General features: G+C 60.9%; 12 protein-coding genes. 8 read left to right on the forward strand and 4 right to left on the reverse strand.

Annotation, left to right across the window (positions count from 1 at the left end; all coding sequences use genetic code 11):
• Positions 1–229: 229 nt before the first annotated feature.
• Positions 230–1,843 carry a DUF6377 domain-containing protein gene (locus tag M3090_RS03345; RefSeq protein WP_249053974.1) on the reverse strand — a complete coding sequence of 538 codons (1,614 nt, stop codon included), beginning with the start codon at positions 1,841–1,843 and terminating at the stop codon, positions 230–232.
• Between the two features lie 211 nt (positions 1,844–2,054).
• On the opposite strand from M3090_RS03345, the gene M3090_RS03350 reads away from it, so the two are divergent.
• The 8 genes from M3090_RS03350 to M3090_RS03385 all read left to right on the forward strand — a co-directional run bounded on the left by M3090_RS03350 (position 2,055) and on the right by M3090_RS03385 (position 10,911).
• Positions 2,055–2,627: a sugar O-acetyltransferase gene (locus M3090_RS03350; protein ID WP_249053975.1), complete on the forward strand. Its 573-nt coding sequence runs from the start codon at positions 2,055–2,057 to the stop codon at positions 2,625–2,627.
• An 11-nt stretch (positions 2,628–2,638) separates the two neighbouring features.
• Positions 2,639–3,346 (forward strand): hypothetical protein, encoded by a 708-nt coding sequence (locus M3090_RS03355; RefSeq protein ID WP_249053976.1) that lies wholly within the window; start codon positions 2,639–2,641, stop codon positions 3,344–3,346.
• Positions 3,347–3,529: 183 nt separating this feature from the next.
• Complete coding sequence (locus M3090_RS03360; RefSeq protein WP_249053977.1) at positions 3,530–3,934, forward strand: hypothetical protein; 405 nt, start codon at positions 3,530–3,532, stop codon at positions 3,932–3,934.
• A gap of 49 nt (positions 3,935–3,983) precedes the next feature.
• Positions 3,984–4,685: a hypothetical protein gene (locus tag M3090_RS03365; protein WP_249053978.1), complete on the forward strand. Its 702-nt coding sequence runs from the start codon at positions 3,984–3,986 to the stop codon at positions 4,683–4,685.
• A 123-nt stretch (positions 4,686–4,808) separates the two neighbouring features.
• Complete coding sequence (locus M3090_RS03370; RefSeq protein WP_249053979.1) at positions 4,809–5,681, forward strand: helix-turn-helix domain-containing protein; 873 nt, start codon at positions 4,809–4,811, stop codon at positions 5,679–5,681.
• Between the two features lie 135 nt (positions 5,682–5,816).
• A complete protein-coding gene (locus tag M3090_RS03375; protein WP_249053980.1) occupies positions 5,817–8,180 on the forward strand; it encodes a TonB-dependent receptor domain-containing protein in 2,364 nt (787 codons plus the stop codon).
• Between the two features lie 345 nt (positions 8,181–8,525).
• Positions 8,526–9,101 (forward strand): helix-turn-helix domain-containing protein, encoded by a 576-nt coding sequence (locus tag M3090_RS03380; RefSeq protein WP_249053981.1) that lies wholly within the window; start codon positions 8,526–8,528, stop codon positions 9,099–9,101.
• Positions 9,102–9,264: 163 nt separating this feature from the next.
• A complete protein-coding gene (locus tag M3090_RS03385) occupies positions 9,265–10,911 on the forward strand; it encodes an AMP-binding protein (RefSeq protein ID WP_249053982.1) in 1,647 nt (548 codons plus the stop codon).
• Positions 10,912–10,965: 54 nt separating this feature from the next.
• Here the strand turns inward: M3090_RS03385 and M3090_RS03390 are convergent, their stop codons facing one another.
• From M3090_RS03390 to M3090_RS03400, 3 genes are all read right to left on the reverse strand, one after another.
• Positions 10,966–11,190, reverse strand: coding sequence for a winged helix-turn-helix domain-containing protein (locus M3090_RS03390; RefSeq protein ID WP_249053983.1), 225 nt, complete (start codon positions 11,188–11,190; stop codon positions 10,966–10,968).
• A gap of 131 nt (positions 11,191–11,321) precedes the next feature.
• Positions 11,322–11,813 carry an S-ribosylhomocysteine lyase gene (locus M3090_RS03395; RefSeq protein ID WP_249053984.1) on the reverse strand — a complete coding sequence of 164 codons (492 nt, stop codon included), beginning with the start codon at positions 11,811–11,813 and terminating at the stop codon, positions 11,322–11,324.
• A 15-nt stretch (positions 11,814–11,828) separates the two neighbouring features.
• Positions 11,829–12,536: a 5'-methylthioadenosine/adenosylhomocysteine nucleosidase gene (locus M3090_RS03400; protein WP_249054020.1), complete on the reverse strand. Its 708-nt coding sequence runs from the start codon at positions 12,534–12,536 to the stop codon at positions 11,829–11,831.
• Positions 12,537–12,818: the final 282 nt, after the last annotated feature.

Here is a 12,818-nt window from a genome sequence, read left to right on the forward strand (position 1 = left end):
GAAAGAAAGTGGATGGCGAAAAACAACATACTCTTGTATTCCAGCGAATTAAACCCATTCACCGATATGCAAAAAGTGGACGGAATACAGAAAAAACGCTCCTCCGGAAGCCCGGAACGGCCGTTGTCCGCACGAAGCGCGCTCCACTCGGACACGGGGCGCGGCCGCCACGGACAAGAAGCAAACGAGGGTCGGACGGAGACCGGCGCGAAGACGGACAGGCAGGCGGTCAGCCAATGCGCGCGACGTCCTCCTCGAAGCAGTCGCGGCAGCGTGCCTTGTTTTTCACCTTGGCGCGGTAGTTGTAGATGGTGTTGACGGAATAGTGCAGGAACTCGGCTATCTGCGAACTGTCCGTGATGCCCAGCCGGATGAGGGCGAAGATGCGCAGCTCGGTGCAGAGTTGCCCCACAGCCTTGGGCTGTATCTGCTCGCCCGGGCGCAGCAGGTCGTTGAAGCGCTCGACGAAGTCCGGGAAAATGTGCAGGAAGACGGCGTCAAAGTTCGCATACAGCTCGTCCAAGGCTTCGTCCATCGCCGAGGGCGTGCGCGCCATCTTCAGCAGCTCCGCCGTCTGCCCCGCCACCAGCTTGTTGGCCACCATGCGCCGGTAAGCGTCCAGGCGGTCGACATAGGTCGAACAGAGCTTGATGAAGCGGGCCAGGTAGTTTTCCTTGACGGCATTGGCCTCGCGCAGTTGCAGGTTGGCCGTTTGCAAGTCGCTGTTCATCGCGTGCAGGCGTTCGTTCAACGTATGCAGGCTGTCGTTGGCTTCCTGCAGCCGCCGGCGTGCCAGAGCCAGCTTCTTCACCTGCCGCCAGATGCAGAACAGGGCCAGGACAAGCAGCAGCAAGAGCAGCGACGAGAAGAGCGTATAGTCGGTCAGCAGCGTGTTGCGGCGCGACAGCATCATCTGGTAGGCATCTTCTATCAGCGACAGTCCGCCCACACTCTGGAGCACACGCAGGCGGGCGTTGAACGACGAGGTCTGGCTCCACGAGAAATCCATGTAACGATAGGCCCGCTCCAGGTCGCCATCCTTGAACAGCGCCTGGGCCAGCAGCAGCAACGACACGTGGTCCTGCACGGCCGCCCGGATGTCGGCCGTAGCCGAACGCGCCAGGCAGCAACGGTATTCCTCGTCACGCCCCATCTGGTGGCAAATCAGCGAGCGCAGGTGGTAGGCCACGGCCTGTTCCCGCGTGTCGGGCTGCACGTGCTTCAAGCGCAGGTCGTTCTGCCTCAAAGCTTCTTCCAGGCGCCCGGCGTTCAGCAGTTCCACCTCGCCCGGCTGCCGCGACGGGTCTGGCTCCGATGCGTCATACAGGCGGGCAGAGTCCCGGTACTGTTCGGCCAGCATGCGGTAGCGCCGCTTCAGCCGGAGGTCCTGGGTGTTGCCGTACAGCTCGTCATACACGCGCACATAGGCCGAAAAGTAACTGACCGCCTGGGCACTGTCCAGCCCGCTCCGCTCCACCTCGTGCAGCACGTCGGACGCTTCCATGTACATCCCCGTGGAAGCAAGCAGGAAACTCAGGCGGATGCGGCTCTCCGTCCGCAGGCGGGGCGCTCCCATCGCGTCGGCCAGCTCGATGTTGCGATTCAGGCAGGCGATGGCCGAATCGCAGATATACGGTTCATACAGTTCGTAGAGGCGGTTGGTCAGTTGGTAGCGCCGCTCGTCCGACAGGCCGGGCGCACGCAGTTGCCGCCCCAGCAGCTCAATCTGCTTCTCCCGGCGCCCGGCATATTCCCGGTGCGAGGCGATGGCCTCGTCCAGCACCCGGAGCAACGAGTCGAGCGGTGCAGCCCCGCCCGTTGCGGGCCAGGATAACACGAGCATAAGAAAGAGAAGTAACCGTCTGATGCACATAACACAAGGGCCGGCCGCATGAGGCCGGCCGGGCAAAGGTAAGACAAAAAACGTACAATCGCACACATCGGCTTCCTTTTTCACCGCAAAATCCCTATATTTGCTCCCAGGGACTGCCGCCGGATGGGCGAGCCTGTCCCGACACATACTTATATATGTATCTCCAAACACCCCGACAACTATGGACACCGAGAAACAAAAGATGCTGCGCGGCGAATGGTACGACGCCAACTACGACGCCGCGCTCTGCGCCGAACGCGACCGCTGCCGCCGCCTCTGCGAGACCTTCAACCACCCCGACCGCACCGACGCCGAACGCCGCGAGGCCTTGCGCCAGGCCCTGCCCGCGATGGGCGAACGCACGGTATTCACGCCGCCCCTGCACGTGGACTATGGCTACAACGTCGTGACCGGCACGGACTGCTTCTTCAACTTCGGCACCACGATGCTGGACGAGGCACCCGTCCGCTTCGGCAACCATGTATTCGTGGGGCCCGACTGCGGATTCTACACCGCCATACACCCGCTGGACGCCGCCCGGCGCAACGCGGGACTGGAGCGTGCCCGGGGCATCACGGTGGAAGACGACGTATGGATAGGCGGACATGTCACGGTGTTGCCGGGCGTCACCATCGGCCGGGGCAGCGTGGTGGGGGCTGGCAGCGTGGTGACGCGCGACGTGCCGCCGGGCGTGGTGGCCGCGGGCAACCCCTGCCGCGTGCTGCGCCGCATCGAAGAAGACGAGACACACTGAAGCCTATCCCTATGGACAGAAAGATGCCCGCCGTGCTCGTCGCCTGCCTGTTGTCGGTGCTCGTCGTCCTCTGCGCCCGCGCACAGGCCGTGCCCGTCCCGCCGTATGCCACCACCCCACACGACACGCAGCTCGAACTGACAGAACTGGCCGAAGAAGAGCGCGACTACGCCAGGTTGCTGTTCTACCGCCTGCTGTCGGCCACGCTGCTGACCTCCGTCATCCTGCTGGCACTGTTCATCCGGAGCAAACGCCACCAGGTGCGCCTGAAGATTCAGAAGATGCAGGCCGACCTTGCACGCCGGCAGGCCGAGGCCGCCTTGTCGCGCGAACAGGAAGCCCGCCGCCGGCAAGAGCTGGAAGCCGCGCAACGGAAGCTGGAGTACTACCGCAGCCTCAACGCCATTACCATCCCGATTCTCTGCGGCAGGCGGAACGAACAGGGCGCCCTGCACCTGGGCGACGACGACTGGGAAGCCGTGACACGCAACACCGACGCCTGCTTCGACCGCTTCACCGAACGGCTGCGCGCCCATTGCCCGCTGCTGACGGAGGAAGAAGTGCGCTTCTGTTGCCTGGTCAAGATGGAACTGCCGCTGGCCGTGCTGGCCGACATCTACCACATCGCCAAAGGCAGCATCTCGCGCCGGAAGATGCGGCTGAAGGAGAAGCTGGGCGTGGCCGACGGTTCTTTTGACGAATTTATCGCCGGATTCTGACAAAGCGGCGTTTCTCCCCTGTTTTTCTTCGCTCCAAAGGCCGATGTACATCGGCTTTTCTTCTTTTTCATCTATCTTCCAACGGTTTACGCATTTTCTTTGTACACCGTGTTTCCTTGGGTGAGCAGAAATCTCACCGTAACTTTGCCGCCGTAAACCTAACCAAAAAACGAAGAAAGAAGTATGAAAAAGTTTTGCACAGCTCTCGTGTCCTGCCTGCTGCTCTCGTCGTGCTGCACGCTCTTCACGGACACGAAACAAACCATCACCTTCCGTGCACCGAACGGCACGAAGATTTACGACGCCAACAACAATGTCAAAGTGGCCGAAGTGACCAGCAACCAGACAGTCACCGCCCGCCTGCGCAAACGGCGCGAAGAACGCATACTGGTCGCCCAACTGCCGGGCCACCTGCCTACGACCTTCGCCCTGGAGCCGGCGTTCAACACCACCGCCCTCTGGAACCTGCTGTTCTGGCCGGGCTTCCTGATTGACTTCGTCTCGCAGAAGATGTTCAAGTGGGACGAAACGGTCATCCCCATCGAACTGGAGCCGGACGTGGATGCCGAGAAATACCTCAATGAATGACCCTTTTTCTTTTTAATCATAAACCTGACCAACCCCCCAAATGACGAGTATGAAAAAACATACTTACGCCATTGCAATGAGCGTTTTCTGCCTGACAACGCCCCAACTTGCGCAAGGACAAGAAAGACAAGAAGAAGAGAAACGTCAGCGGTGGAACATAGAGGTGAGCGGCGCGCTGAACAACTACGACCTGTGGGAGCTGGAAGCGTCAGCCACCTACCAGGTCTTCCGCCATGCCGGACTGACACTGGGCCTATGGTCTGCCGGCGAATGTCATAGCCGCTCTTTCGGCGGCACCACGGCCGACAAGCGATGGCGCTGGCAAAGCGATTGGACATCACCCCTATGCTGTCTCGCCCTGCGCCCCTCTATCCTACTGAGCACGCCTACCTGGTGGCTGGGAAGCGACCGTGACTGCGGACTCAGCCTGGCTTTGTCGCCCGGCGTCACCTTGCCCTTGCCGCCAAACCGGACTTTACAGATTGATTATTTCCCTAACCAAGCAGGCGCGTGGACAGCCATCCGCAGCGAACGTGTGAAAAACCACGGCGCCCGGTGGCTGTCTGCACACGCCAAAATAGCGCTCTGCGCAATGATTGACGAACATCTCCAAGTATCTGTCGGTTACACTTGCTCCAGCTTTGACCCCTATGAAAATGTACGTTACATCACCGTGGAAGGCGAACGCCCGGACATCAAACGCCACAAGCTGATGCACAGCGTGTCGCTGGCTGTAGGAATCTGCTTCTGACAGCCGCCTTGCCCGCCCCGGCCTGCGTTGCACCCCAAACAACAGAAAAAACACGGCCGGCATGAACACGGCATCGACTTATTGCGTATCTTTGCCCCCACAACCTATCATCTGCAAAGAGACATGAATCCGCATAAAACCCTGCTCATCCCCCTGCTGATGGCCGTGCTGGCCGTGGCCTTCGGCTACCGCAGTTACGACGAAACGCGCCGCCGCATCGCCGAAGACCTGAGCCAAGCCGTCCGCCAGACTGTCATGAACGAACGCCGCATCACCCAACAGCCCGACACGCTCCGCGCCTATGCCCATCTCCGGCAGGCCCTGGACACGTCCGTCACCGTCAGCGGCAGCTATCCGGCCTTTGCCCGGGCACTGACCATCGAAGCCCTGCGCGAACGAGCCGTGCTGACCGTCAGCGTGCTGTCGGCCGACAAAGCCCAGACAACGGCCGGAGACATACCGGCCGGCTGCCTGCCAAGCGACACCGTGCTGTGGCTCACCCCCGGGGCCGACGGACTGGCGCTCTCATTCCGCGCCTATGCCCGCTGCACACCGTGGTTCATCCTCACGCAGTCCGACCAGACCCCTTCAGTCTTGCTGCTGGCCGTCGCCCTGCTGTGTGGCGCAGGACTGTCTTTGCGCAAACGCTCGCAACGCAGCCACACGGCCGACGCGCCGGAAGACGGCGATGACGGACGCCTCATTACACTGGGCAACCTCTCGCTCTCCACGCGCGACGACTGCTTCTACGACGACCACCGCGAGCGCCTGCACCTGACGCCCATGCAGTACGCCCTGATGGAAATGTTCTACCTGAACGACGCCCACCGCCTGACGAAGCCACACATCTGCCGTGCCCTCTGGCCCGGCAAGGACAACGCCGACGAGACGCTCTACACCCTGATACGACGACTCAAACCTATCCTGGAGGCCCACAGCAACCTGCGCATCAGCAGCGACCGCGGCCGGGCCTACGTGCTCGAAGTCTGCGAATAAACCGTTCTTCCACAGGCTGATGCACCACCGTCAGGCGGTTGTCAGACAAATGTCAGGCAAGTGTCAGCCTTTTGTTTCCGCCCGTCGGCCGGCATGTTCCTACCTTCGCGCCATAAACCAAAAAGACGCGAAAACATGCTCAGACAACTTTGCTTGGGCTGCCTCCTGGTGCTGACGGCGGGAGGCCTCCTCACAGCCCAGACCCTTCCGACCCCTGCCGACAGCACGGCCGCCCTGCACGGACGGGTGCAGACCACCGAAGGCACACCCGTCGAACTGGCCAACGTCGTCCTGCTCAGTGCCGCAGACTCCACCTTCCTGCAAGGCACATGCAGCCGCGCAGACGGCAGCTTCGCCCTCTCTCCCGCCTCGCCGGGACGCTACCTGCTCCAAGTGTCGTGCGTGGGCTACGAGACCCAGCTCCGACCCACCGACGGACAGGGCAGCATCACCTGCACGCTCCAGCCTGTTTCGACGGCGCTGGACGAAACCGTCATCACCGCCCGACGGCCACAGTACCGGCTGAAACAGGGCGGCACACTGGAGACCGACGTGCGCCACAGCCTGCTGGCACGGCTGGAGACAGCCGCCGACGTACTGGCGCGCCTGCCTGGCGTGCGCGGTTCGGCCGAAGAAGGCTTCACGGTCTTCAGCAAGGGAACGCCGCTTATCTATATAGACAACAGGCGGCTGCAAGACGTGACGGAGCTGCTCCGGCTGAACGCTGCGGACATTGACCGCGTGGAGCTTGTGACCAACCCCGGGCCAGAATACGACGCCGAGGTGAAGGCCGTCATCCGCATCCGTACCATCCGGGGACGGGACGACGGCTGGGGCGGCAACGTGCGCCTGGTCCTGACGCAAAACCGGCGCCCGGGACATGCCGAGCAAGTGGGCGTGAACTACCAGCGCGGCGGCCTGTCGGTGCAGGCTTCGGCCTATGGCAACTTGAGTCAGGAACGGATGGGGAGAGATGCGCGCTACCTCATCGCCCCGGCTGACGGCAGCGGACAGACACGCGACGTGCGCGACTCGTTCGACCGCCGGCTGAAGGGGCACTCGCTGGCGGCTTCGGGCAGCGTGGACTATGCGTTCAACCCGCGGCACAACGTGGGGGCGTCGTACCAATTCTTCCGCACGCCCGACCTGCGCATGGCGTTCGACTCGTGGTATGCCACCATGCAGCCCGACGGCAGTCCGCAGGAACGGACGGACATGACGTCGCACAACCTGATGCAGGACACGTCGCACCAACTGAATGCCTACTACCAGGGCGATGCGAAGGACTGGCACATCGACCTGACCGCCGACGCCCTTATCGGCAGCAGCCTGGACACACAACAGGTGCACGAGACACGCGACGACGGCACGGCGCGTGACATAGACAGCCGCAACCGTTCGCGCAACCGACTCTTCGCCGCCAAGCTCATCCTGAGCCATCCGCTGGGACGGGGCACCGTGAAGTTCGGCGCAGACCACACCTTCATCCGCCGCCGCGACCGCTTCCTGAACCCGCAAGACCTGCTGCCCACCACCGACAGCCGCATCGACGAGCGGAAGACAGCCGCCTTCGCGCAGTATGTGTTGAACGTGGGAAAGGTGGGCGCATCCGCCGGCCTGCGCTACGAACACGCCCGCTCGCGCTACTACGAGCAAGGCATCCTCGTGCCCGAACAGAGCCGCACCTACGACGACTGGCTGCCCACGCTCTCCGCGGACTTCCCCTTGGGCAAGGTGCAGGCCAGCCTGAGCTACACGGCCAAGACCACCCGGCCGAGCTTCATGCAACTCCGTACTTCGATGAACTACAACAACCAGTATATATATGAGGGTGGTAATCCCCTGCTCCAACCGGAGACGGTGCACAACGTGCAGTTGCTTCTGCTGTGGCGGTGGCTCCAGGGCAACGTGAGCTACACGCGGCGGAAGAACGCGATAGAATTTCAGTCGCGGGACTACGAGGGCGATGCGGACGTGGTGCTGTTCTCGTCGGCCAACTATCCGAAGCAGGAAATGCTGGACGTTTCCCTGTTCGCCTCGCCGAAGATAGGGTGCTGGGAGCCGACGTGGGGAGCGCTCTTCATGCAGCCGTTTTTCAGTGTGATGAACGAGGGCGTGCGCCGGCGGCTGAACCGGGCGTCTGTCTACGTCGTGTGGCGCAACAACTGGACGCTGCCGGGCGGATGGATGCTCTCGCTGGACGCTTCGGCGCAGACCCGGGGCGACCAAGGGACGGCACGCATCGACAGATTCTGGGCCATGGACGCGGCAGTGCGCCGCTCGTGGCTGGACGGACGGCTGACGCTCTCGCTCCAGGGACAAGATTTGTGGAATACGCGGCGCGTCAATACGCAACTGTTCGGTTCGCGCCTGACCTACGAACGGCAGACTCGGCCCGACTCGCGGCGCTTCCTGCTAACGGTGAGCTACCGCTTCCGGGCAAAGGCCAAGGCATATCAGGGAAAGCCGGCGGCGGCAGACGACTTGAGAAGGTTGTAAAAGAAAGGTTTGCTCTGTCATTTCGAGTGGAGCGCAGCGGAATCGAGAAATCTCACTATGCGCAGAAAAGACACGCGGGAAATAAGCGAAAGACGTTAGGAAGATGTCTCGACTGCGCTGCGCTTCGCTCGACATGACAGGAAGCGATGTTTATCTGCACTTGAAGCCAAGGACATCCCCTGAGTTACCATTCATCGAGCAGTGCCTCTCCGATTCTTTATAAAACGTCCACGGGCAAAGATACGGAAAAAAAGGGAGATATTGTTGGAATACGAGAAACTTTGTCTTACTTTTGCACCACAGTGAAACAGTTAGATACCGAAAACACATCAGAACAATACAACTATGGATACAAGTAAGATTGTGGGCGCAAAGATAAGGACGCTCCGCGAAAGCCGCCGCATCAGCCTGGAGGAACTCGCACAACGCTCGGGGCTGGCCGTCGAGCAAGTAGAACGCATCGAGAACAACATCGACCTCCCTTCCCTGGCGCCACTCATCAAGATTGCCCGTGTGCTGGGTGTCCGTCTGGGCACGTTCCTGGACGACCAAGACGAGACGGGACCCAGCGTATGCCGCCACAACGAAGCGGGCGATACCATCAGCTTCTCGAACAACGCCATACAAAGCCGCAAGCACATGGAGTATCACTCGCTCTCGCGTGCGAAAGCCGACCGGCACATGGAGCCTTTCATCATCGACGTGGCGGCCACGGAGGACACGGACTTCGTACTGTCGTCGCACGAGGGCGAGGAGTTCATCTACGTCCTCGAGGGACAAATGGAAATCTGCTACGGCAAGCACACCTACCTGCTGGAGCCGGGCGACAGCATCTACTACGACTCCATCGTGCCCCACCACGTGCACGGCTACGAGGGACAGGCCGCCAAAATCCTGGCTGTGGTCTACACGCCCGTCTGACCCCCTGCGCAGGCCGCCTGCCCGCTCCGCGCAAGGGCCGCACCCCGTCCGGACACGAGGCCCGCTTCTTGTCCGGAAGAGGCAAGCCCCTGCCTTGCAGGCACATTTTTCAAGTTTCACACATTCCTGATTCTTCATTCTTCGTTCTTCATTCTTCATTCAGATGTTATCCGAACGCACCCTCGGCCAATGGCTGGAACATTGGGCCGAAACAACTCCCGACAAAGAATACATCGTCTACTCCGACCGCAACCTGCGCTTCACCTGGAGCCAGTTCAACCGACGGGTGGACGACATGGCGCGCGGCCTCATCGGCATCGGCGTCACCCGCGGCACGCACGTGGGCATCTGGGCCGCTAACGTGCCAGACTGGCTTACACTGCTGTATGCCTGTGCCAAGATAGGGGCGGTCTATGTCACCGTCAACACCAGTTACAAACAAGCAGAGCTGGAGTACCTCTGCCGTGACTCGGACATGCACACGCTGTGCATCGTCAACGGCGAGAAGGACAGCGACTTCGTGCAGATGACCTACGAGATGCTGCCCGAGCTGCGCACCTGCCAACGCGGACACCTCAAGAGCGAGCGCTTTCCCCGCATGAGAAACGTGGTCTACGTGGGACAGGAGAAACACCGCGGCATGTACACCACGCACGAACTCCTGCTGCTGGGCGAGAACACCCCCGACAGCGAGCTGCAACGGCTCAAGGCGCAGGTGACGTGCCACGACGTGGTAAACATGCAATACACCAGCGGCACCACGGGATTCCCCAAAGGGGTGATGCTGACGCACTACAACATAGCGAACAACGGCTTCCTGACCGGCGAACACATGCGGTTCACGCAAGACGACAAACTCTGCGTCTGCGTCCCGCTGTTCCACTGCTTCGGCGTGGTGCTGGCCACGATGAACTGCCTGACACACGGCTGCACGGAGGTAATGGTCGAGCGCTTCGACCCGCTGGTCGTCCTGGCCTCGGTGCACAAAGAGCGCTGCACGGCACTCTACGGCGTGCCCACCATGTTCATCGCCGAGCTGCACCACCCGATGTTCGACCTGTTCGACCTCTCGAGCCTGCGCACAGGCATCATGGCCGGGTCGCTCTGCCCGGTGGAGCTGATGAAGCAGGTGGAAGAGAAGATGTTCATGAAGGTGACAAGCGTCTACGGACTGACCGAGGCGTCGCCCGGCATGACGCACAGCCGCATCGACGACCCCGCCGAAGCCAGATACAACACGGTAGGGCGCGACTTTGAATATACCGAAGTGCGGGTCATCGACCCGGACACCGGCCGCGAGTGTCCTCCGGGCGTGCAGGGCGAGATGTGCTGCCGGGGCTACAACGTGATGAAGGGCTACTACAAACGGCCCGAAGCCACGGCCGAGGTCATCGACGCCGAAGGCTTCCTGCACTCGGGCGACCTGGGCGTGAAGGACGAACAGGGCTACTACCGCATCACCGGACGCATCAAGGACATGATTATCCGCGGCGGAGAGAACATCTACCCGCGGGAAATCGAAGAGTTCATCTACCAGATGCCCGGCGTACGGGACGTGCAGGTGGCCGGCATACCCTCGCCCAAGTACGGCGAGGCGGTGGGCGCCTTCATCATCCTGAAGGAAGGCGTCGAGATGGAAGAGAGCGACGTGCGCGACTTCTGCACGGGCAAAATCGCGCGGTACAAGATACCGAAGTACATCTTCTTCGTCCCGCAGTTCCCTATGACCGGAAGCGGCAAGATTCAGAAGTTCAAGCTGAAAGACCTGGGACTGGAGCTGTGCCGCAAGCAAGGCATCGAAATCATCTGAGCGGACAGCCGGCAACCACGAAAAAAGGAGCGGTCCGCGGCCGCTCCTTTCTTTTTATCCTATATATAGGTTCAGTTCCAAATACAAGTAGTCATGCCCGTCCACCTGGCTCGTTTCAAACTGAATCTTGTCTTCCCGGGCCAGCCAGCCGATGGCGGCGTTCAAGTCGCGGTCGGACAGACCCGTTGCTTCCTTCAACTCGTTGTACTCCCACTTGCGGTTGTGGTCCAGCAATCGCCACACTTTGCCCGCGTTGTTTCCGATAGTCTGTGCATCCATGATAATTACAGTTTAGAATGAAATGTAAATAAGGTTATAATAATCTGTCAGCCAAAGATAGGAAAAACCTCGCACGCGGGCAACTATCCGCCGCTATTTAACAGCCGTTAATGCAAAATCCGACCAACGGGTCAGTCATCCGCCTTGGCAGGATAGCTCATGTTGGCGTCGGTCATCTGCTCCAAGACCTCGTGCAGATACTTGGCCGCTTCCAGGCGTGCCATGGGCAGGTCGTGCAGCAGGTAGTTGCCGCAGTCCTGCGGGGCTGCTCCGGGCACCTCGCCCTCGTAGCCGGCCACGAAGCGGAACGTCTCCTGCATCAGCGGCAGGATGTCTTTCGGCTCCAGTTCGCCGCGCATCAGCAGGTAGTTGCCCGTCAGGCAACCCATCGGCCCCCAGTAGACCACGCGGTCCTGCCAGTCCGGCTGGTTGCGCAGGTAGGTGGCAGCCAAGTGCTCGATGGTGTGCAGTGCACCCGGATGCAAGGCGGGCTCCCGGTTGGGCTCCTTCATGCGGATGTCGAAGGTGGTGATGACTTCGCCGCCCACCTCGTCGCGGCGCGACACATAAATGCCCCGCAAGAGGCGGATGTGGTCAATGGTAAAACTGGGAATCTTCTTCATATCTTATATAGTCATTTAAAGAGTTTGCGGCAGGCGCGAGAGAAACGCGCAGGTGGTGCGGAACGAGCGGTCGGCCACCGTGTCCCAGAAGTTGAGGTACTGGTCCCAATGTCCGTCGGCGCCGGGCGTGTCGCTAATGATGCGGAAGCTGATGAAGGGCACGGAGTACAGGTGACACGTCTGCGCGATGGCGCCCGACTCCATGTCGACGGCCAGTGCTTCCGGGAAACGGCCCTTGATGTCGTTCAGTTCGGCGCGGGCGGTGATGAACTGGTCGCCCGTGCAAATCAGGCCACAGTGCACACGGCTCTCCAGCGCGGCCTCGTCGTTCAGGCGGCGGGCACAGTCCAGCAGCGCAGGATGGGCGTCGAACCTTGCCGGCAGGCCCTGCACCTGCCCGTACTCGTTGCCCTCGCCGCACCAGACGTCGTGATAGCCCACCTGCGCCCCGGCCACCACGTCGGTGACGGCCAGCGCGGCGTCGATGCCTCCGGCTACGCCCGTGCTCACCACACAGTCCGGCGCGAAGCGGCGTATCAGCTCGGCCGCGCCCAGGGCGGCGTTCACCTTGCCTATCCCGCAGCGGGTCAGCACGAGGCGGTTGGCGCCCAGTTGTCCTTCCACATAGTTATAGATGCCATGCGCCCGCTCCGTGGCCCCCTCGAGGCGCGAAGCCAGTTGCGCATGTTCATTCTCCATTGCGTTAATCACTCCGACAATCATGTTTCCGTATTTTAAGAGTCTGTTCAATTCTTCATTGGCTCTGTCATCCTGAATGAAGCGAAGCAAAACCCAAGAATCTCACAATGCCGGCAAAAAGCATGAAGGAGATGTTTCGACTGCGCTGCGCTCCGCTCAACATGACAAAAGACGATTTTCAAGCAGAACCAGAGTTCCGCCGGCAAAGGTACGACAAACTGCGGCAATTAATCTGTAATAAAGCCAAATTTATTTCCGTTTGCGGCCGCTTTGCGCTATCTTTGCCCGCAAATAGCTATCCAAAAA

It is taken from the genome of Bacteroides sp. ET71, from assembly GCF_023336905.1.
Taxonomy (GTDB): domain Bacteria; phylum Bacteroidota; class Bacteroidia; order Bacteroidales; family Bacteroidaceae; genus Bacteroides.

Bases quoted from the DNA above. Each gene is read 5' to 3' on its own strand.
- M3090_RS03350 (WP_249053975.1), top strand. From the start codon at position 2,055: ATGGACACCGAGAAACAAAAGATGCTGCGCGGCGAATGGTACGACGCC.
- M3090_RS03345 (WP_249053974.1), bottom strand. From the start codon at position 1,843: ATGCTCGTGTTATCCTGGCCCGCAACGGGCGGGGCTGCACCGCTCGAC.
- M3090_RS03370 (WP_249053979.1), top strand. From the start codon at position 4,809: ATGAATCCGCATAAAACCCTGCTCATCCCCCTGCTGATGGCCGTGCTG.
- M3090_RS03395 (WP_249053984.1), bottom strand. From the start codon at position 11,813: ATGAAGAAGATTCCCAGTTTTACCATTGACCACATCCGCCTCTTGCGG.
- M3090_RS03375 (WP_249053980.1), top strand. From the start codon at position 5,817: ATGCTCAGACAACTTTGCTTGGGCTGCCTCCTGGTGCTGACGGCGGGA.
- M3090_RS03365 (WP_249053978.1), top strand. From the start codon at position 3,984: ATGAAAAAACATACTTACGCCATTGCAATGAGCGTTTTCTGCCTGACA.
- M3090_RS03385 (WP_249053982.1), top strand. From the start codon at position 9,265: ATGTTATCCGAACGCACCCTCGGCCAATGGCTGGAACATTGGGCCGAA.
- M3090_RS03400 (WP_249054020.1), bottom strand. From the start codon at position 12,536: ATGATTGTCGGAGTGATTAACGCAATGGAGAATGAACATGCGCAACTG.
- M3090_RS03355 (WP_249053976.1), top strand. From the start codon at position 2,639: ATGGACAGAAAGATGCCCGCCGTGCTCGTCGCCTGCCTGTTGTCGGTG.
- M3090_RS03380 (WP_249053981.1), top strand. From the start codon at position 8,526: ATGGATACAAGTAAGATTGTGGGCGCAAAGATAAGGACGCTCCGCGAA.
- M3090_RS03390 (WP_249053983.1), bottom strand. From the start codon at position 11,190: ATGGATGCACAGACTATCGGAAACAACGCGGGCAAAGTGTGGCGATTG.
- M3090_RS03360 (WP_249053977.1), top strand. From the start codon at position 3,530: ATGAAAAAGTTTTGCACAGCTCTCGTGTCCTGCCTGCTGCTCTCGTCG.